Source organism: Klebsiella sp. HMSC09D12 (assembly GCF_001808475.1).
GTDB lineage: Bacteria > Pseudomonadota > Gammaproteobacteria > Enterobacterales > Enterobacteriaceae > Klebsiella > Klebsiella oxytoca.
The window spans coordinates 165,678-185,227 of record NZ_KV793474.1 but is presented as its reverse complement, the minus strand read 5'-3'; the positions used below and the strand labels follow the sequence as shown (position 1 = coordinate 185,227).

The window sequence follows — 19,550 nt, the reverse complement described above, 5'->3', positions numbered from 1 at the left end:
TACGTGGCTTTTCATATTCATGCCGCTCGTCTGCGGCTGTATCATTTACTCTTCGATCAAAATCGCCGTTCCGGTCGTCATTTTGAGGGACTTTGCGGCATATTTGCCCTGCTCAGCGTGCTGGTGATATTTATCGAGTCCGGGCTCGGTACGCAATATCATCTGACATTAGACGAATGGCATATTTTCGTCTGGCTCGAACTTATCGTCACGGCGGTTTTTACTTTTGAGTATTTTCTGCGCATTATCAGCTGGCCGAATCCGCTAAAGTATATTTTCAGCTTCTGGGGAATTATTGACCTGGCCACCATTTTACCGCTTTATGTTATGTGGCTATGGCCCGAGATCAGTATTGAGTACGTGTTTGCCTGGCGGGCGATGCGCGCCATCCGGGCATTGCGCATCCTTAAGCTACTGCGCTTTATGCCGTCGCTGAATATTTTCTGGTCCGCAATCGTCAGCGCACGCCACCAGCTGATCCTGTTCTATTCTTTTATTGCCATTGTGATGGTGATCTTTGGCTCCCTGATGTATCTGGTTGAGGGGCCGCGATACGGTTTTACTACGCTAAATGCGTCGGTTTACTGGGCGATAGTGACGATAACTACGGTAGGGTATGGCGATATTACGCCGCATACGCCGCTGGGGCGCATTTTGGCATCCATACTTATCTTAATTGGCTACTCGATTATTGCGATCCCTACCGGCTTAATTACCAGCCATATGACCGCCGCCTTTCAGAATCGCCGCACGCAGCGCCAGTGTCCGCACTGTCAGCATCACGCTCATGAAAAAGGTGCTCGCTACTGCAATGCTTGCGGCAGCGAACTGCCGGAATAAATAAAAAAGCCTGCGCTGATTCACTCAGGCAGGCTTCTTCTTTTATTAGCTATTTGCTTAAGAAAGAGCTTATTCGCGCCACAGGATATGGCAGAGCTTGTGGTCTTTCTCGCGGCAAAGCAGCACGCGTGCAAAAATGTCGTTAATTTCGCCGCCATCTTCATCGGCCAGGCCAATCACCACTTCAGCGAAGAAGTCAGGATTGAGGTCGAAATCCACGTGCTCTTCCCAGTCCGGTGCCGGGTCAAACAGCTCGGCGCCGCCGCGCTCTTCAAACTGCAGGTTGAACAGAATGACATCCGCCGGGTCGAGGTTATCGACGGCCAGTTCAAGGAAAATGTCGTAGGCCTGTTCAAGCGTTTCGTCTTCGGTCAGGCGGTTGTTTAAATCCATATCCATGATTGCTACCCATTAAACATCTGATTGGCACGTTTTACAGCAACGGACTGAAGAAGTAAAACAGTCGCTCGGCGATCCGTTGCCACAGCGGACGTTTTAACCACAGCCTGGCGTCCAGCAGGCGCGAGCGGGAAATATAATCATCCTGCACCGCGGCCAGATCGCTGCCGAAACCGGCATCGTCAATCACCAGCGTGATCTCGAAGTTAAGCCACAGGCTACGCATATCGAGGTTAACGGTACCCACGAGGCTAAGTTCGCCATCAACCAGCACGCTCTTGGTATGCAGCAGACCGCCTTCAAACTGATAGATTTTCACCCCGGCAGCCAGCAGCTCGGTAAAGAAAGCGCGGCTGGCCCAGCCGACCAGCAGCGAGTCGTTCTTGCGCGGCAAAATAATGCTGACGTCAACGCCGCGCTGGGCGGCAGTGCAGATGGCGTGCAGTAGATCGTCGCTGGGCACAAAATAAGGTGTCGTCATGATCAAATGCTCTTTGGCTGCATAGGCGGCAGTCAGCAGAGCCTGATGGATCAGGTCTTCCGGGAATCCCGGGCCCGAGGCAATGGTGTGAATCGTATGCCCGCTGGCCTCTTCAAACGGCATAATGTTCGCGTCCGGCGGCGGGGGCAAAATACGTTTTCCGGTTTCAATCTCCCAGTCGCAGGAGTAGACAATGCCCATGGCTGTCGCGACCGGACCTTCCATTCGCGCCATCAGATCGATCCACTGGCCTACGCCGGAGTCCTGCTTAAAGAAACGCGGATCGACCAGATTCATACTGCCGGTATAGGCAATATAGTTATCGATCATGACCATTTTGCGGTGCTGACGCAGGTCCATGCGGCGCAGGAAGACGCGCATCAGGTTTACCTTCAGCGCTTCGACGACTTCAATGCCGGCATTACGCATCATGGCGGCCCAGGGGCTGCGGAAGAAAGCCACGCTCCCCGCGGAGTCCAGCATCAGCCGGCAGTGCACGCCGCGCCGCGCTGCCGCCATTAATGACTCTGCGACTTTATCGGCCATGCCACCGGGCTGCCAGATATAGAACACCATCTCGATATTATGACGAGCGAGCTGAATATCGCGAATCAGCGCCTGCATGACGTCATCGGATTCGGTAAGCAGCTGTAGCTGGTTGCCTTTAACGCCACCAATTCCCTGACGACGTTCGCAGAGCTTGAACAAGGATTCCGCGACCGGGCTATTATCTTCGGCAAAGATATGCTTGCAGGCCTTAAGATCCTTCAACCACTTAGCCGTCGATGGCCACATGGCCCGCGCGCGCTCGGCGCGACGTTTACCCAGGTGCAGTTCGCCAAATGAGAGATAGGCGATAATCCCTACCAGCGGAAGGATATAAATGATCAGCAGCCACGCCATCGCTGACGGTACCGCGCGTCTTTTCATTAATATCCGTAATGTTACACCGGCGATAAGTAGCCAGTAACCGAGTATAACCAGCCAGTTCACCACCGTGTAAAAGGTTGTCATAGATGAAAAATCCTTTTGAATGACTTGATGACATGAGTTTACGCATCAGCATCCATCTGGCAAATAAAAACGCAGCGAAAGCGTTGGTTAGCCCGATTCATCGGTCTATAATGCAGGCTGTTTTCACTCGTAGAGTAGTTGCAATGAAGCGTAGTAGAACGGAAGTAGGGCGCTGGCGCATGCTTAGACAGGTGAGTCGCCGTAAAGCACGCTGGCTGGAAGGCCAATCGCGTCGCAATATGCGCATCCTCTCCATCAGAAAGGAGCTGGTTAAACGGCAACGTCACTCTCTGCTGTTCACCTTCTCTGAGTTTTGAGAGTCGAAACAAAAGGCACCGTTCGCGGTGCCTCTGTTTTATCCGCGTTTCGTTGTGAGCATACTCTTATATTGACACCCTCTTTCTTTAGCCAGCGAAACCCTTTTTCGCACCGGATCCTGGGTTATTGTTTGCATTAGCCGAATGCTGACAGGAAGGCTCATCGCCACAACACCTTTTCCCGGCTCATAAGGCTGGCTCAACGCGTATAAACGCAAAAAACGGGAAGTACCATGCGTCAACACATGCTACTTATAATGTCCGTAAGGCTTCTATTATTGAGAGGTATCTATGAGTCAACTTTTTAGTCCGGTGCGAATCGGTAAGCTGGAACTTGAGAATCGCATTGTCATTGCTCCAATGTGTCAGTATTCCGCCGACAATGGCAAGGCGACGGCATGGCATCGTATCCATCTTGGACAACTGGCTTTTTCCGGCGCAGGTTTACTGATTATCGAAGCCAGCGCTGTCGAGCCAGCAGGGCGAATCACCCCGGCTGATATGGGCTTATGGGATGACGAAACGGAAGCCGCATTACACGCCGTACTGAAAGATATACGCCAGTACTCTTCAATCCCCATCGGCATCCAACTGGGCCATGCCGGAAGAAAAGCGTCTTCCGCAGCCCCCTGGCTGGGGGGACAACAGCTGGCACATGATGCTGGCGGATGGGACGCGGTTGCGCCATCAGCGCTGGCCTATGGCGAAGGCGATCGTCCTCCGGTTGAGCTTACTCAGGACCAGATGAAACGCATCAAGCAGGCATTCGCAGACAGCGCCAGACGCGCTGAGCGGATGGGTATCGAGTTGATTGAAATGCATGCTGCTCATGGTTACCTGCTTCATCAGTTCCTTTCTCCGCTCAGTAACCAGCGCACCGACGAGTATGGTGGGTCTCTGGAGAACCGCTTGCGTTTCCCGCTCGAAGTCTTTCAGGCCATTCGCGAGGCTGTCGGTCAGGACATCGCGGTGGGAGTGCGACTTTCTGCGACCGATTGGGTTGATGGCGGCTGGGATAATGCACAATCAATTCTCTTCAGCCAGAAGCTTGAGGCTCTCGGCTGCGACTATATTCATGTTTCCAGCGGTGGATTGTCGCCTCATCAGGCGATTCAGGTTGGCCCGGGCTATCAGCTGCCGTTCGCCCGTGAAATCCGGGAGAGGGTGAATATCCCGGTGATTGGGGTGGGCTTAGTGACGGAACCCCAGCAGGCGGAAGATGCGTTAAGCCATGGCGACGCCGATCTCATCGCCATTGCCCGCGCGGCGCTCTACAATCCGCACTGGCCCTGGCAGGCAGCTGCCGCTCTGGGAGCCCATGTGAGCGTTCCGCCACAATATCTTCGCTCGGAACCACATGGTCTCAAAGGCACGCTGCACTCCAATAGCTAATCAACAACAGCAAGCCGGCGGTGCTGATGCGCCGCCGGCAACGGTTATCATCATGACGTTGCTTACAGCGACTGCTGGAATCGAGAAGGTGAAGGGAAATAAGGATGGCGACCATTGCGTACTCGCGGACACGGAAGCGTCCTCTCATGAACGATCGCCATAGATAAAACTTTTAACGCACTCTTATTGCTTAAAAATTTTAGATTCTAAAAGACTTTCTTATACGGTTTGACCGACACTTTCTGATAAACCCCTGCGGCAATATAGGGATCGTCATTGGCCCATGATTGCGCCGCTTCCAGTGATTCAAATTCCGCAATGACCGTTGAGCCGGTAAAGCCCGCCGCGCCGGGTTCATTACTGTCTACGGCAGGCATTGGGCCTGCGGTCAGTAAACGACCTTCATCATGTAATAATTGCAAACGCGCCAGGTGGGCGGGACGTACCGACGTCCGTTTTTCCAGAGAGTCGGCGATATCTTCAGCGTAGATAACGTAAAGCACGGCATGGCTCCTTATCAATAAATTGGCGAATCACGTTAAGTGAAACCGTCGTTGACTGCAATGCAAAGATGCTGACGATCCTCAGAATGCCATGCTCCGGAGGCTTTTTGTCAGAAAACAGGGCAAATTTTGATACAAGCCAACAACCCTAGTTGAATATGATTGCTATTTGCATTTAAAATCGGGACATCATTTTTCAACAGAAACGACTATGAGCGCAATGACCTTTGATTTACCTCGCCGCTTTCCGTGGCCTACGCTACTGTCCGTGGTTATCCACGGCGGTGTTGTCGCGGCGTTGCTCTATACTTCGGTACATCAGGTTATTGAACGGCCTTCGCCATCGCAACCCATTGAGATCACTATGGTAGCCCCGGCAGATCTGGAACCGCCTCAGGCGGCGCAGCCGGTCGTAGAACCCGTTGTTGAACCGGAACCCGAGCCTGAGCCGGAAGCGCTTCCGGAACCGCCAAAAGAGGCGCCGGTGGTTATCCATAAACCGAAGCCTAAACCGAAGCCAAAGCCTAAACCAAAGCCGGAAAAAAAAGTTGAGCAACCGAAGCGGGATGTAAAACCGGCGGAGACGCGCCCGGCCTCGCCTTTTGAAAATGCAAATACGGCGCCAGCGCGTACCGCGCCGAGCACTTCAACCGCTACCGCTAAACCAACCGTCACGGCGCCTTCGGGACCGCGGGCGTTAAGCCGCGGAGAGCCGACCTATCCGGCACGTGCCCAGGCGCTGCGGATTGAAGGAAGCGTACGGGTTAAGTTTGACGTGACAGCGGATGGGCGCGTGGATAACGTGCAGATCCTTTCGGCCCAGCCAGCCAATATGTTTGAACGTGAAGTGAAAAGCGCCTTACGCAAATGGCGCTATGAGCCGGGTAAACCGGGGACCGGTATTACCATGACTATTCAGTTCCGCATGAAAGGCGTTCAAATTAACTAACCCGCAGAAACAAGGCCCCTTACGGGGCCTTTTCCATTAAGACGTCATCAAGCGCTTTTTGCGCCGTCACCAGGTGCTGGCCGCCAAACAGGATAGCCCGATTCAGCAGCGTATAGAGCTGGTAAATTGGCTGCCGCTCGAGAAAACCGGACGGCAGCGGCGAAACGGATTGATAGCCATCGTAGATTTGCGGCGGCTGTTCCGGATGCAGCGGCAGCATCGCCAGATCGCACTCGCGATCGCCCCAGTAGCAGGCCGGGTCGAAAATGTATGGCCCGTCAGGCCCGAGCGCGCAGTTACCGGACCATAAATCGCCGTGAAGCAGCGACGGCTGCGGTTGATGATTGCTCAACCGCTGCTGGACGGTATCGACAAGACTATCGATATCGCCAAAATGCAGACCTTTCTCGGCGGCCAGCTCCAGCTGCCAGCCTATGCGTTGTTCGGCGAAGAACGTAGACCAGCGACGTTGCCAGGCGTTCGGCTGAGGCGTTGTGGAAAGATCGTTGTCAAAATCCAGACCAAACTGCGGTTGGTCGCTCCATTGGTGTAAATGGGCGATTTGCTGGCCTAACAGGAAAGCGCTGTGCGCATCCAGCGGGCGAGGAGGGAGGTATTCCATCACCAGAAAGCTGTAATCCCGGTCGCTGCCTACGGCAAAAACCTGCGGTACGTTCACGGTTTTGCTGCGTGACAGTAGCTCAAGCTGGTCTGCCTCGGCCGTGAAGATGGGTAAAAGCTCACGTTCGTCGCACTTTACGAAGTAATCCCGGCCGCCGAAGCGTAAATGCCAGGCCGCGTGGATCTCGCCGCCGGGTAGTTCGTTGCGCAGTTCGATTTCAGCTGCTTCGGTATGCAAATCGCTTAATAATTTGCCGATCGCTTGCCACATGCCGTCTCTCCCCATGTTTGCCAACTTTTCATAAGGTTAGCGCATAACCCAGGCGCAAAATTCGAACTGACGCACAACTGAACGTTTTCTGTCGCGTCAATCGCACTTATTGAGCTTTTAACCACTCGCTGAATGTGGCAACGGTAACGTCGACGGTTCTTCCCAGCGCAGTTTCGGCTAAACCCGCGCTCAAGGCTTTGACCTCTTCGGCATTCTGCATGGAAAGCAGACCAAAAACGTTGGTTCCCAACTCGTGGGGGTTGCCTTCATCATCGTTTAAAACCAGGGTAAATCCGGCGCGAGTCAGGTGATTACTAAGCTCATTAATTTCCGTTAACGTCTCTTCGTGAAAACGAACCGTGACCACCCAGGCAGTAATTTCGCTACTCATTTTTCACCCCATTGTTATCCATGGCTTTTTTAGCATAGACCATCCTGTTGATTTGGCGACTCCCCCTGTAAAGACAGAGGGAGTGAGGCGTAATCAACCGCGCAGGTAGTCGTAGATTTTTTGCGTATTTTCCAGCGAGCAAAGGCGGGTGCCCTGATTTATCGTTGCCGCGCTACCCGCCGCCACCCCAAAGCGAACCATATCTTCAAGTGAGGCATTTTCCGCCAGCCTTAACGTCATGGCGCCGACCATGCTATCGCCGGCGCCGACGGTGCTCTGGCTTTTCATCGGCGGCGGTACGACCTGGACACTTCCATTCATATCAACACCCAGCGCCCCCTGTGCGCCCAAAGAGACGACAACGCGCTGGACTTTGCCTGACCGAATAAGCTCCTGCGCGGCAAGACGCACATCATCCGGTTGGCTCAGGTCCCGCTGTACCAGCGCGCTGAGCTCTTTCTGGTTCGGCTTAACCAGCTCGATATTGCCGACATCAAGCGCGGCGGCAAGCGCGTCGCCGGAACTATCAACAATACAGCGCAGGCCATGCTGCTGAGCGTTTTTGACCAGCTGCGTCAGGTTTTCGACGCTGATGCCCGGCGGCAGGCTTCCGCTAATCACCAGCAACGAGCCTGGAGCAATGGCGAGAACTTTTTGCTCCAGAAGATGAAGCTCTTCTTTGGTTAACGCCGCGCCCGGCATCACGAAACGATACTGTTCGCCGCTGGCGTTCACGTGAACGTGAAGATTCTGTCGCGTCCAGTCATGGGTTTCTACCGTATCGACGGGAACATGCTCATCCGTCAGCAGCGCGGTCAGATGTTCACCCGTTGCGCCGCCGACGGGAAAGATAGCGGTGGCGCTGCCGCCAAGAAACGTGATGGCTCGCGCCACGTTAATACCGCCGCCTCCGGGTTCAAATACGGGGGCGCTACAGCGTAGCTTGCCTTCAGGGTAAATTTGCGGGGTTTGCGTGGCGCTGTCGAGCGAGGGGGCTAACGTGAGCGTATAGATTTTGGTCATCCGGTTTCCTCCATAATACGAATTTAGCTGCTCTGATTTTAAGCATGGCACTTAAAGGAGGTGAGGGAAAGCCGCAAGTGATTTTCGCCGGGCCTGGCTTTTATCTTTATGAAATAAAAATTGTTTTAAGAAGGGTCTTATACAAAAAACGAAAGAGTAATTGATTGCTAAGTTAATCGTGCTTTTTTATAATTTACTCCCTTTCCTGGAGCGGCAATCTGCGATCCTCGCGAAAGTTTCCGGGACCCTCCTGGTCTCCTTATAGGTTGTACGGACTTAAAATTAAATGAAGCTTTTGAAGACAGTACCCGCAGCGGCAATGCTGGCGGGGGGGCTCTTTGCGTCTGCATACGCAATGGCCGATGATTCCGTTTTTACTGTCATGGATGACCCTTCTTCTGCCAAAAAACCTTTCGAAGGAACTGTTAACGCCGGCTATCTGGCGCAGTCCGGCAATACGAAAAGTTCCTCAATGACCGCAGACTCCACGTTGACCTGGTATGGCAATACGACCGCATGGTCGCTGTGGGGAAATGCCAGCAATACATCGTCAAACGATCAGCGCTCTTCGGAAAAGTACGCGTTGGGTGGACGTAGCCGGTATAACCTGACCGATCAGAACTATATCTTTGGCCAGGCCAGCTGGCTGACCGATCGTTACAATGGCTATCAGCAGCGTGATGTGTTCACCGCGGGTTATGGTCGGCAGATCATGAACGGTCCGGTACACAGCCTGCGTTTCGAATTCGGTCCCGGCGTGCGTTACGACGAGTATACCGATGGAGATAACGATACCCAGCCGCTGGGCTACGCTTCCGGCACTTATGCCTGGCAGATGACCGATAACGCCCGATTTACCCAGGGCGTTTCGGTATTCGGCGCTGAAGATACGACGCTGAACTCGGAAAGTGCATTGAATGTGGCGATCAATGCGCATTTTGCGCTCAAAGTGGCCTATAACCTGACGTGGAACTCGGAACCGCCATCCTCGGCACCGGAACACACCGATCGTCGTACAACGCTATCGCTCGGATATAAAATGTAATATTTTCAGGCCGGATATTCCGGCCTGTTTGTTTTAAATTTGGCATAAAGTGGCATTATTATTTTTGGTCTCTTGTTTTGTTTTTTATAAAAAGAACCGGCCTTCATAATTTCCTCATAATTGTCTTTTTGCTGACAAATATGCAGTTAATTTGACACGAAAAGATAAATATTGGGTCGGACAAAAATGTGATCTGGATCTATACTGTGGAACACAGGCGGAGATAACGATTCCGTTCTATTACCTGAAACAAATAAGAGAATGACTATCATGAGAAATAGCAAAATCGCACTCGCGGCCGTGATGCTGTGCACGCTGTCTTTTGGCGCATTTGCCGCCGCTCCCGCACCGCAGCCGGGTAATAACGATCATACGCAAGTTGGCATTGCTAAAGCCACCGATGTCGAAGCGGGTTCCAACATTGCGCCGGGTTCACAATCAACCGGGCAGTCAATGAACGATGCTTTTGATGTTCATAAACTTGTTGCCGGGGAATGGTCCTGATATTTCATCACCATTTAACATCCCCCTTTAATTATTTCGTGAAGCAGCAAACCGGGTAATGTTGTACCGGTTTTGCTTTGCGCGTTTTCGGTTAAACATTCACTATTTATGTGAAATCATAAATATCCTTTATGGGTCATCCCGTCCTGCGTTGTGCATCTTGTTGCGAAAGAATTACGCTGCGTTAGTCGCGCCCCCCTTTTTTTTCCCATCAACAATAACCATTTAGTCTCATGTGACTTTAATCACGCAGTAATGATGTGTAAACTAACCGTCGGTGTTATCAACAGGCGGCTGCAGGTGGGTACGCGTCGGTGAACGAGCGTGCACATATTTTCGCAGAGTGAAGCGGGAACTGAGCCGGAACATGTTGATAATTATGATTATATTGTTTTGTATGTGCTCTTTCGTGTGGGGCACCACTGCAAATAAGGACATGAAATGCCTGTAATTACGCTTCCTGATGGCAGCCAACGCCATTTTGATCATGCTGTGAGCCCGATGGACGTCGCTTTGGATATTGGCCCCGGTCTGGCGAAAGCCACCATTGCGGGTCGTGTCAACGGCGAGCTGGTCGACGCCTGTGACTTAATTGAAAACGACGCGACGCTCTCTATCATCACCGCGAAAGATGAAGATGGTCTTGAGATTATTCGTCACTCCTGTGCGCACCTTTTAGGGCACGCAATTAAACAGCTGTGGCCAAATACCAAAATGGCGATCGGCCCGGTTGTCGACAATGGTTTTTACTATGATGTCGATCTGGACCATACCCTGACCCAGGAAGATATCGACGCGCTCGAAAAGCGTATGCACGAGCTCGCCGAGAAAAACTACGACGTCATTAAGAAGAAAGTCAGCTGGCACGAAGCGCGTGAAACCTTCGTGAAGCGCGGCGAGAGCTATAAAGTCTCCATTCTTGATGAAAACATTGCTCATGATGACAAACCCGGTTTGTATCATCATGAAGAATATGTCGATATGTGCCGTGGACCGCATGTGCCGAATATGCGTTTCTGCCATCACTTCAAACTGATGAAGACCGCTGGCGCCTACTGGCGCGGCGATAGCAACAATAAAATGCTGCAGCGCATCTACGGGACCGCATGGGCAGATAAAAAAGCCTTAAATGCCTATCTGCAGCGTCTGGAAGAAGCCGCTAAGCGCGATCACCGTAAAATCGGCAAGCAGCTCGACCTGTATCATATGCAGGAAGAGGCGCCGGGTATGGTATTCTGGCATAACGATGGCTGGACTATCTTCCGCGAACTGGAAACTTTTGTGCGTTCTAAGCTGAAAGAGTACCAGTATCAGGAAGTTAAAGGTCCGTTTATGATGGACCGTGTGCTGTGGGAAAAAACCGGCCACTGGGACAACTATAAAGATGCGATGTTCACCACGTCTTCTGAGAACCGTGAATACTGCATCAAGCCGATGAACTGCCCGGGTCACGTACAGATCTTCAACCAGGGTCTGAAATCCTACCGCGATTTGCCGTTACGTATGGCTGAATTCGGTAGCTGCCATCGTAACGAACCGTCAGGCGCGCTGCATGGCCTGATGCGCGTACGTGGCTTTACTCAGGACGACGCCCATATCTTCTGTACTGAAGATCAGGTTCGCGATGAAGTGAACGCCTGTATTCGTATGGTCTACGATATGTACAGCACCTTTGGCTTCGAGAAAATCGTCGTCAAACTGTCGACTCGCCCGGAAAAACGCATCGGTAGCGATGAGACCTGGGATCGTGCTGAAGCGGATCTGGCCGTTGCGCTGGAAGAGAACAACATCCCGTTTGAGTATCAGCTGGGTGAAGGCGCGTTCTACGGTCCGAAAATTGAATTTACCCTGTATGACTGCCTCGATCGTGCATGGCAGTGCGGTACTGTACAGCTGGACTTCTCCCTGCCGCAGCGTTTAAGCGCCTCTTATGTGGGTGAAAATAACGAACGACAGGTTCCGGTAATGATTCACCGCGCAATTCTTGGTTCGCTGGAGCGCTTCATCGGCATCCTGACCGAAGAGTTTGCGGGCTTCTTCCCAAGCTGGCTTGCGCCGGTGCAGGTTGTGGTCATGAATATTACTGATTCTCAGGCTGAATACGTTAACGAATTGACGCGTAAACTACAAAATGCGGGCATTCGCGTAAAAGCAGACTTGAGAAATGAGAAGATAGGCTTTAAAATCCGCGAGCACACTTTACGTCGTGTCCCTTACATGTTGGTCTGTGGCGACAAAGAGGTAGAAGCCGGCAAAGTCGCCGTGCGTACCCGTCGTGGCAAAGACTTGGGCAGCCTGGACGTAAATGAAGTTATCGAGAAGCTGCAACAAGAGATTCGCAGCCGCAGTCTAAAACAACTGGAGGAATAAGGTATTAAAGGCGGAAAACGAGTTCAAACGGCACGTCCGAATCGTATTAATGGCGAGATTCGCGCCCTGGAAGTTCGCTTAACTGGTCTGGAAGGCGAAGCTTTGGGTATTGTGAGTCTGAGAGAAGCAATCGAAAAAGCTGAAGAAGCTGGAGTAGATTTAGTTGAAATCAGCCCTAACGCCGAACCGCCAGTTTGTCGTATCATGGACTACGGCAAGTTCCTTTATGAAAAGAGCAAGTCTTCTAAGGAACAGAAGAAAAAGCAAAAAGTTATCCAGGTTAAGGAAATTAAGTTCCGTCCTGGCACCGACGATGGCGATTATCAGGTAAAACTCCGCAGCCTGATTCGCTTTCTGGAAGATGGCGATAAGGCCAAGATCACGCTGCGTTTTCGCGGCCGTGAGATGGCCCACCAACAGATCGGTATGGAAGTGCTTACCCGCGTCCGTGACGATCTGAGTGAACTGGCAGTAGTCGAATCCTTCCCAACGAAGATCGAAGGCCGCCAGATGATCATGGTGCTCGCTCCTAAGAAGAAACAGTAAGGCCTTCAAGTAGCAATGTCTGTGGAGCCTGCGGGTTCCACAGCCGTTGTTCGCCTATGTTTCGTTTATTAACAATGCGAAGTGGAAGTTATTAAAATGCCAAAAATTAAGACCGTACGCGGTGCTGCTAAGCGCTTCAAAAAAACCGGTAAAGGTGGTTTTAAGCACAAGCACGCTAACCTGCGTCACATTCTGACCAAAAAAGCTACCAAGCGTAAACGTCACCTGCGTCCGAAAGCCATGGTTTCCAAAGGCGATCTGGGCCTGGTCATCGCGTGCCTGCCGTACGCATAAGTCGTTAACCCTTTTAACTTTTTAATTAGAATAGATACAGGAGAGCACATATGGCTCGCGTAAAACGTGGTGTAGTTGCCCGTGCACGTCACAAGAAAATTTTGAAACAAGCTAAAGGCTACTACGGTGCGCGTTCTCGCGTATACCGCGTTGCCTTCCAGGCTGTTATCAAAGCTGGTCAGTACGCTTATCGTGACCGTCGTCAGAAAAAGCGTCAGTTCCGTCAACTGTGGATTGCGCGTATCAACGCAGCAGCACGTCAGAACGGTATTTCTTACAGCAAATTCATCAACGGCCTGAAAAAAGCCTCTGTTGAAATCGACCGTAAGATCCTGGCTGACATCGCAGTATTCGACAAATTAGCGTTCACCGCGCTGGTCGAAAAAGCGAAAGCAGCTCTGGCATAAGCCAGTTGAAAGAGGGAGCTTGTCTCCCTCTTTTCGTTTCAAGACTATCAATACATTGACTTTTATTCGCGTAAGCTTTTCAATATCGATCTTACGTTTTTACCAGACAAGGTAATGCAAGCATGAATGCTGCTATTTTCCGCTTCTTTTTTTACTTTAGCACCTGAACTCAGGAGGCTAGCGCGTGAAAGAAGAAACGGAAAACAGCGCCAAAAAGCCTCCCACTGTGGAGGCTTTTTTTGTATCTGAACTGGCTTGTTCTATTTCAAGCCCCAGACGAGTGGCTGGCCCTGGTCATTCTGACAACGGGCGGATTGCCCGCCGTCTGCGGCTCGAAATAGTGAGAGCAAAATAATAACCATAACCGGTGTCTGCACCGACATAATGAGGAAAACCATGTCACATCTCGCAGAGCTGGTTGCCAGTGCGAAGGCAGCCATTAACGAGGCATCAGATGTTGCTGCGCTGGACAACGTCCGCGTGGAATACCTGGGTAAAAAAGGTCTCCTGACCCTTCAGATGACGACCCTGCGTGAGCTGCCTGCTGAAGAGCGTCCGGCAGCCGGTGCGGTTATCAACGAAGCGAAAGAGCAGGTCCAGCAGGCGCTTAACGCGCGCAAGTCAGCGCTCGAAAGCGCAGCGCTCAACGCGCGTCTGGCCTCGGAAACCATTGATGTCTCTCTGCCGGGGCGTCGTATCGAGAACGGTGGCCTGCATCCGGTGACCCGTACCATCGACCGTATTGAAAGTTTCTTCGGTGAGCTCGGTTTTACCGTCGCGACTGGCCCGGAGATCGAAGATGATTATCACAACTTCGATGCGCTGAATATTCCAGGCCACCACCCGGCACGCGCTGACCACGACACTTTCTGGTTTGATGCCACGCGCCTGCTGCGCACGCAAACATCAGGCGTACAGATCCGCACCATGGCTAATCAGCAGCCGCCAATCCGCATTATTGCCCCCGGCCGCGTGTATCGTAACGACTACGATCAGACGCATACCCCGATGTTCCATCAGATGGAAGGTCTGATCGTTGACACTAACATCAGCTTCACCAACCTGAAGGGAACGCTGCACGATTTCCTGCGTAACTTCTTTGAAGAAGACCTGCAGATTCGTTTTCGTCCGTCCTATTTCCCGTTCACTGAGCCGTCTGCAGAAGTTGACGTGATGGGTAAAAACGGTAAATGGCTGGAAGTGCTCGGCTGCGGTATGGTGCATCCAAACGTGCTGCGTAACGTGGGCATCGATCCGGAAATCTATTCCGGCTTTGCCTTCGGCATGGGTATGGAGCGCCTGACCATGCTGCGCTATGGCGTGACCGACTTACGCGCGTTCTTCGAAAACGATCTGCGTTTCCTCAAACAGTTTAAATAAGGGCAGGACAGAACAATGAAATTCAGTGAACTGTGGTTACGCGAGTGGGTTAACCCGGCCATCGATAGCGAAGCGCTGTCGGATCAGATAACGATGGCCGGCCTTGAGGTTGACGGCGTAGAGCCGGTGGCGGGCAGCTTTAACGGCGTTGTCGTTGGCGAAGTGGTTGAGTGCGCTCAGCACCCGAATGCCGATAAACTGCGCGTCACAAAAATTAACGTCGGCGGAGAACGTCTGCTGGACATCGTCTGCGGCGCGCCAAACTGCCGTCAGGGCCTGAAGGTTGCTGTTGCTACCATCGGCGCCGTTCTGCCGGGCGATTTTAAAATTAAAGCGGCAAAGCTGCGCGGCGAACCGTCGGAAGGCATGCTGTGCTCCTTCTCCGAACTGGGAATTTCCGACGATCACAGCGGTATTATCGAACTGCCTGCCGACGCGCCGCTGGGTACCGATATTCGTGAATACCTGAAGCTTGACGATAACACTATCGAAATCAGCGTCACGCCAAACCGTGCCGACTGCCTGGGAATTATCGGCGTGGCCCGCGATGTTGCCGTGCTCAACAAGGCGCCTTTGAATGTCCCGGAAATGGCTCCGGTTGCCGCCACCATCGACGATGTTCTGCCAATCCAGGTTGACGCGCCGGAAGCGTGTCCTCGCTATCTGGGGCGTGTGGTAAAAGGCATCAATGTCAAAGCGCCGACGCCGCTATGGATGAAAGAGAAGCTGCGCCGCTGCGGTATTCGCTCCATCGATGCCGTGGTTGACGTGACCAACTACGTTCTGCTTGAGCTCGGTCAACCGATGCACGCATTCGATAAAGACCGCATTGAAGGCGGAATCATCGTACGTATGGCGCATGAAGGTGAAACGCTGGTTCTGCTTGACGGCTCCGAGGCGAAGCTGGATAGCGATACTCTGGTTATCGCTGACCACCAGAAAGCACTCGCCATGGGCGGTATTTTCGGCGGCGAGCACTCCGGCGTAAACGATGAAACGCAAAACGTTCTGCTGGAATGCGCGTTCTTTAGTCCGCTATCCATTACCGGCCGCGCCCGCCGCCATGGCCTGCATACCGACGCTTCGCACCGCTACGAGCGCGGCGTGGACTCCGCGTTGCAGTATCAGGCAATGGAGCGTGCTACCCGCCTGCTGATGGATATTTGCGGCGGTGAAGCGGGCCCGATTATTGACGTTACCAATGAAGCGACTCTGCCGAAGCCTGCGACCATCCGTCTGCGCCGCAGCAAACTGGATCGTCTGATTGGCCATCACATTGAAGATACGCAGGTTAGCGACATTCTGCGTCGTCTGGGCTGTGAAGTTACCGAAGGACAGGATGAGTGGCATGCCGTGGCGCCGAGCTGGCGTTTCGACATGGAGATCGAAGAAGACCTGGTCGAAGAGGTTGCCCGCGTCTATGGCTATAACAATATTCCTGATGAACCGGTACAAGCGGGCCTGATTATGGGCACCCACCGCGAAGCGGATCTGTCGCTTAAGCGCGTGAAAACGTTGCTTAATGACAAAGGCTACCAGGAAGTGATTACCTATAGCTTTGTCGATCCGAAAGTACAGCAGTGGATCCACGCCGGCGAGGAAGCGCTGATTCTGCCGAGCCCGATCTCCAGCGAAATGTCGGCGATGCGCCTCTCCTTGTGGACCGGTCTGTTAGCAACGGTGGTCTACAACCAGAATCGTCAGCAGAACCGCGTACGCATCTTTGAGAGCGGTTTACGCTTTGTGCCTGATACCCAGGCTCCGCTGGGTATTCGTCAGGATCTGATGCTGGCTGGCGTTATCTGCGGCAACCGCTATGAAGAACACTGGAACCTGGCAAAAGAGACCGTCGATTTCTATGATGTAAAAGGCGATCTTGAGTCTGTACTCGACCTGACCGGTAAGCTGTCCGACATCGAATTCCGTATCGAAGCTAATAATGCGCTTCATCCGGGCCAGTCGGCAGCGATTTATCTGAAAGGTGAACGTATTGGTTTTATTGGGGTTGTTCATCCCGAGCTGGAACGTAAACTGGATCTGAACGGTCGCACTCTGGTATTTGAACTGGAGTGGAACAAGCTTGCAGACCGCGTGGTGCCTCAGGCGCGTGAAGTTTCTCGCTTCCCGGCGAACCGTCGCGACATCGCCGTCGTTGTGGCAGAAAACGTTCCCGCTGCCGATGTTTTAGCCGAGTGTAAGAAAGTTGGCGTAAATCAGGTAGTTGGCGTAAACTTATTTGACGTGTACCGCGGCAAGGGCGTAGCGGAAGGTTTCAAGAGCCTCGCTATCAGCCTTATCCTCCAGGATACCAGCCGTACACTCGAAGAAGAGGAGATTGCCGCTACCGTCGCCAAATGTGTAGAGGCATTGAAAGAGCGATTCCAGGCATCATTGAGGGATTGAACCTATGGCGCTTACAAAAGCTGAAATGTCAGAATATCTGTTTGATAAGCTTGGGCTTAGCAAGCGGGATGCCAAAGAGCTGGTAGAGTTGTTTTTCGAAGAGGTCCGTCGCGCTCTGGAAAACGGGGAGCAGGTAAAGCTCTCCGGGTTCGGCAACTTCGATTTGCGTGATAAAAACCAACGCCCGGGCCGTAACCCGAAAACGGGAGAGGATATCCCTATTACAGCCCGGCGAGTGGTGACTTTCAGACCTGGCCAGAAGCTAAAAAGCCGCGTCGAAAATGCGTCACCCAGAGACAAATAATCTGAACTAACTAAAAAGGCCGCGATGCGGCCTTTTTTCTTTTCTTCGCCGAATACCGTAAAATCAATCACATCCTTTTCCCCGATGCAGAAATCTATGCTGACCTTTGCTCAAATTCAACGGCGCCGCAGCCGGCGCTGGCTTGCCGTATTAACCTTGCTGCTGCTGGCTACGTCGACCATTAGCCTGTGCGCGGGCGACCAGTGGATTGGCCCCGGCGAATGGTTTAGCGCCAAAGGTGAGCTGTTTATCTGGCAGATACGTCTGCCGCGCACCCTGGCCGTTCTGCTGGTGGGCGCCGCGCTGGCGCTTTCCGGGGCGATTATGCAGGCGCTGTTTGAAAACCCGCTGGCGGAGCCCGGCCTGCTGGGGGTCTCAAACGGCGCTGGAGTCGGCCTGATTGCTGCCGTATTGCTGGGAAAAGGACTGCTTCCTGGTTGGGCGCTGGGGCTGTGTGCAATCGCGGGCGCGCTGGTCATAACCTTTATTTTGCTACGTTTCGCCCGGCGGCATCTGTCTACCAGCCGTCTGCTGCTGGCGGGTGTGGCGCTCGGTATTATTTGTAGCGCGCTGATGACCTGGGCAGTCTATTTCTCTACCTCTTTCGATCTCCGCCAGCTGATGTACTGGATGATGGGCGGATTTGGCGGCGTAGACTGGCAGCAGCTGTGGTTGATGCTGGCGCTGCTGCCGGTACTGGCCTGGGGATGCCTGCAATCGCAGCCGCTTAATTTGCTCGCGCTGGGGGAGGTTTCAGCGCGTCAACTGGGGCTTCCGCTGTGGTTATGGCGAAAGGTACTGGTGGTCGCGACCGGTTGGCTGGTGGGCGTCAGCGTGGCGCTGGCTGGAGCGATTGGCTTTATCGGTCTGGTTATCCCGCATATTCTGCGTTTATGTGGTTTGAGCGATCACCGCGTACTGCTTCCGGCTTGTCTGCTGGCGGGCGCCAGCGCGCTGCTGGGGGCGGATATCGTCGCGCGGCTGGCGCTATCTGCGGCGGAGCTGCCTATTGGCGTAGTGACCGCCACCCTGGGGGCGCCGGTGTTTATCTGGTTATTGCTTAAATCAGGCCGCCCGCATTAACGGGCGGCCATACAGACAGGGGCTGGCTTGTTGCCGCCTCTGTATGCGGCCGATCCATTACCAGCCCTTAATCGCATCGCCTTTATAGACTTCCGCTGCCTTGTCGGCAACGGCTTGCGTCTGGAAGGCCTCTTTCAGTTCCTGAACTTTTTTACTGTCTTTATTATCTTCGCGCGCAACAATGGCGTTGACGTACGGAGAGTCCGGCCCCTCCATAAATAACCCATCGCGAGCGGCGGACAGACCAGCCTGCGCGGAGAAATTGGTATTAATAATCGACAGGGCGACGTTCGGGTCGTCAAGCGTACGGGTCAGCTGCGGCGTGTCGACTTCCACAATCTTCAGCTGTTTAGGATTATCAATAATATCCAGCGTCGTCGGCAGGTAGCCTGTCCCGTCTTTCAGCTTGATCAAGCCCTGCGCCTGTAGCAACAGCAAACTGCGGCCCAGGGTGGTGGTTTCGTTAGAAATGGAGATCGTCGCGCCGTCAGGCAGTTCGCTAATATTTTTGATTTTCTTCGAGTAAGCGGCGATCGGGAAGACGAAGGTTTTACCGACAATCGCAAACTTATAGCCGCGTTCTTTTGATTGCGCTTCAAGGTAAGGCAGCGTCTGGAAGGCGTTAGCAGCAACGTCTTTATTGTTTAACGCTTCGTTCGGCAGGACGTAATCATTAAAAGAGATGACCTCCACGTCGAGGTTGTATTTCTCTTTAGCCACCTGTTCTACGACTTTCCAGATAGCCTCATCCGGCCCGGTATTGATCGCGACTTTAACTTTATTATCTTCATCCGGCGAGCAGGCCGATAACAGCGCGACGGAGGCCGCAATTAACACGGTGCTAAACATCTTTTTCATCAATAAAACTCTCTCAAATTAACAATTAACGAAATGCTATTACATCCATTCACCACTGTACACTGAATTGCTCTGTACCGGTGTTGAGATGAATTCATGTTGCGCAGCCTGTTACATCAAGAGACACTCCAGGGCGATTCCAGGTAGAATGCCCT

General features: G+C 52.8%; 23 protein-coding genes and 1 other annotated feature. Of the genes, 16 read left to right on the top strand and 7 right to left on the bottom strand.

The window, feature by feature from the left end:
* Nucleotides 1-3 precede the first annotated feature (3 nt).
* Nucleotides 4-840 carry an ion transporter gene (locus HMPREF3178_RS13560; protein WP_004103099.1) on the top strand — a complete coding sequence of 279 codons (837 nt, stop codon included), beginning with the start codon at nt 4-6 and terminating at the stop codon, nt 838-840.
* A 69-nt stretch (nt 841-909) separates the two neighbouring features.
* Here the strand turns inward: HMPREF3178_RS13560 and HMPREF3178_RS13555 are convergent, their stop codons facing one another.
* Entirely contained in the window at nt 910-1,239 is a 330-nt protein-coding gene (locus HMPREF3178_RS13555) for an HI1450 family dsDNA-mimic protein (protein ID WP_004103097.1), read from the bottom strand.
* A gap of 34 nt (nt 1,240-1,273) precedes the next feature.
* A complete protein-coding gene (gene cls / locus HMPREF3178_RS13550; RefSeq protein WP_004103095.1) occupies nt 1,274-2,734 on the bottom strand; it encodes a cardiolipin synthase in 1,461 nt (486 codons plus the stop codon).
* A gap of 143 nt (nt 2,735-2,877) precedes the next feature.
* Between cls and HMPREF3178_RS30940 the strand changes: the two genes are divergently transcribed.
* Together HMPREF3178_RS30940 and HMPREF3178_RS13540 are read left to right on the top strand one after the other, a co-directional pair.
* Nucleotides 2,878-3,051 carry a YciY family protein gene (locus HMPREF3178_RS30940; protein WP_004103093.1) on the top strand — a complete coding sequence of 58 codons (174 nt, stop codon included), beginning with the start codon at nt 2,878-2,880 and terminating at the stop codon, nt 3,049-3,051.
* Between the two features lie 291 nt (nt 3,052-3,342).
* Nucleotides 3,343-4,443: an NADH:flavin oxidoreductase/NADH oxidase gene (locus HMPREF3178_RS13540; RefSeq protein ID WP_004103091.1), complete on the top strand. Its 1,101-nt coding sequence runs from the start codon at nt 3,343-3,345 to the stop codon at nt 4,441-4,443.
* A gap of 206 nt (nt 4,444-4,649) precedes the next feature.
* Here the strand turns inward: HMPREF3178_RS13540 and HMPREF3178_RS13535 are convergent, their stop codons facing one another.
* Entirely contained in the window at nt 4,650-4,946 is a 297-nt protein-coding gene (locus HMPREF3178_RS13535) for a YciI family protein (protein WP_004103089.1), read from the bottom strand.
* 211 nt (nt 4,947-5,157) lie between these two features.
* Here HMPREF3178_RS13535 and tonB point away from each other — a divergent pair, with 211 nt between their 5' ends.
* Nucleotides 5,158-5,895, top strand: coding sequence for a TonB system transport protein TonB (gene tonB, locus HMPREF3178_RS13530; RefSeq protein WP_016808819.1), 738 nt, complete (start codon nt 5,158-5,160; stop codon nt 5,893-5,895).
* Between the two features lie 19 nt (nt 5,896-5,914).
* On the opposite strand, the gene HMPREF3178_RS13525 is transcribed toward tonB, so the two are convergent.
* The 3 genes from HMPREF3178_RS13525 to pfkB form a co-directional block, all read right to left on the bottom strand.
* Complete coding sequence (locus HMPREF3178_RS13525; protein ID WP_004103085.1) at nt 5,915-6,787, bottom strand: fructosamine kinase family protein; 873 nt, start codon at nt 6,785-6,787, stop codon at nt 5,915-5,917.
* Between the two features lie 106 nt (nt 6,788-6,893).
* Nucleotides 6,894-7,178 carry a type V toxin-antitoxin system endoribonuclease antitoxin GhoS gene (ghoS, locus tag HMPREF3178_RS13520; protein WP_004103083.1) on the bottom strand — a complete coding sequence of 95 codons (285 nt, stop codon included), beginning with the start codon at nt 7,176-7,178 and terminating at the stop codon, nt 6,894-6,896.
* A 93-nt stretch (nt 7,179-7,271) separates the two neighbouring features.
* The gene (pfkB, locus tag HMPREF3178_RS13515; protein WP_017145685.1) at nt 7,272-8,201 is read right to left on the bottom strand and encodes a 6-phosphofructokinase II; all 930 of its coding nucleotides are present in this window, start codon (nt 8,199-8,201) and stop codon (nt 7,272-7,274) included.
* Between the two features lie 286 nt (nt 8,202-8,487).
* Between pfkB and HMPREF3178_RS13510 the strand changes: the two genes are divergently transcribed.
* From HMPREF3178_RS13510 to btuC, 12 genes are all read left to right on the top strand, one after another.
* Nucleotides 8,488-9,246: a DUF481 domain-containing protein gene (locus HMPREF3178_RS13510; RefSeq protein WP_024274361.1), complete on the top strand. Its 759-nt coding sequence runs from the start codon at nt 8,488-8,490 to the stop codon at nt 9,244-9,246.
* A gap of 270 nt (nt 9,247-9,516) precedes the next feature.
* A complete protein-coding gene (locus HMPREF3178_RS13505) occupies nt 9,517-9,750 on the top strand; it encodes a hypothetical protein (RefSeq protein WP_004103077.1) in 234 nt (77 codons plus the stop codon).
* Between the two features lie 441 nt (nt 9,751-10,191).
* Nucleotides 10,192-12,120, top strand: a complete 1,929-nt coding sequence (gene thrS / locus HMPREF3178_RS13500) for a threonine--tRNA ligase (protein ID WP_004102966.1) — start codon at nt 10,192-10,194, stop codon at nt 12,118-12,120.
* A gap of 3 nt (nt 12,121-12,123) precedes the next feature.
* A complete protein-coding gene (gene infC, locus HMPREF3178_RS13495) occupies nt 12,124-12,666 on the top strand; it encodes a translation initiation factor IF-3 (protein ID WP_052746887.1) in 543 nt (180 codons plus the stop codon).
* Nucleotides 12,667-12,762: 96 nt separating this feature from the next.
* Nucleotides 12,763-12,960, top strand: coding sequence for a 50S ribosomal protein L35 (gene rpmI, locus HMPREF3178_RS13490; RefSeq protein WP_001124225.1), 198 nt, complete (start codon nt 12,763-12,765; stop codon nt 12,958-12,960).
* A gap of 50 nt (nt 12,961-13,010) precedes the next feature.
* Complete coding sequence (gene rplT, locus HMPREF3178_RS13485; protein ID WP_004102963.1) at nt 13,011-13,367, top strand: 50S ribosomal protein L20; 357 nt, start codon at nt 13,011-13,013, stop codon at nt 13,365-13,367.
* A gap of 117 nt (nt 13,368-13,484) precedes the next feature.
* Nucleotides 13,485-13,610, top strand: a sequence feature (Phe leader region).
* Nucleotides 13,490-13,534: a pheST operon leader peptide PheM gene (gene pheM, locus HMPREF3178_RS30935; RefSeq protein WP_001386830.1), complete on the top strand. Its 45-nt coding sequence runs from the start codon at nt 13,490-13,492 to the stop codon at nt 13,532-13,534. (Overlaps the previous feature by 45 nt.)
* The gene (locus HMPREF3178_RS31295) at nt 13,552-13,722 is read left to right on the top strand and encodes a hypothetical protein (RefSeq protein WP_153675267.1); all 171 of its coding nucleotides are present in this window, start codon (nt 13,552-13,554) and stop codon (nt 13,720-13,722) included.
* A gap of 41 nt (nt 13,723-13,763) precedes the next feature.
* Nucleotides 13,764-14,747 carry a phenylalanine--tRNA ligase subunit alpha gene (gene pheS / locus HMPREF3178_RS13480; protein ID WP_004102962.1) on the top strand — a complete coding sequence of 328 codons (984 nt, stop codon included), beginning with the start codon at nt 13,764-13,766 and terminating at the stop codon, nt 14,745-14,747.
* A 15-nt stretch (nt 14,748-14,762) separates the two neighbouring features.
* Nucleotides 14,763-17,150 (top strand): phenylalanine--tRNA ligase subunit beta, encoded by a 2,388-nt coding sequence (gene pheT, locus HMPREF3178_RS13475; protein ID WP_004102961.1) that lies wholly within the window; start codon nt 14,763-14,765, stop codon nt 17,148-17,150.
* A gap of 4 nt (nt 17,151-17,154) precedes the next feature.
* On the top strand, nt 17,155-17,454 hold the full coding sequence (gene ihfA, locus HMPREF3178_RS13470) for an integration host factor subunit alpha (RefSeq protein ID WP_004102960.1): 300 nt from the start codon (nt 17,155-17,157) through the stop codon (nt 17,452-17,454).
* Between the two features lie 96 nt (nt 17,455-17,550).
* The gene (gene btuC, locus HMPREF3178_RS13465) at nt 17,551-18,537 is read left to right on the top strand and encodes a vitamin B12 ABC transporter permease BtuC (protein ID WP_029496803.1); all 987 of its coding nucleotides are present in this window, start codon (nt 17,551-17,553) and stop codon (nt 18,535-18,537) included.
* 57 nt (nt 18,538-18,594) lie between these two features.
* Here btuC and HMPREF3178_RS13460 read toward each other — a convergent pair whose 3' ends face one another.
* Nucleotides 18,595-19,395, bottom strand: a complete 801-nt coding sequence (locus tag HMPREF3178_RS13460) for a MetQ/NlpA family ABC transporter substrate-binding protein (protein ID WP_017145687.1) — start codon at nt 19,393-19,395, stop codon at nt 18,595-18,597.
* Between the last annotated feature and the right edge of the window lie 155 nt (nt 19,396-19,550).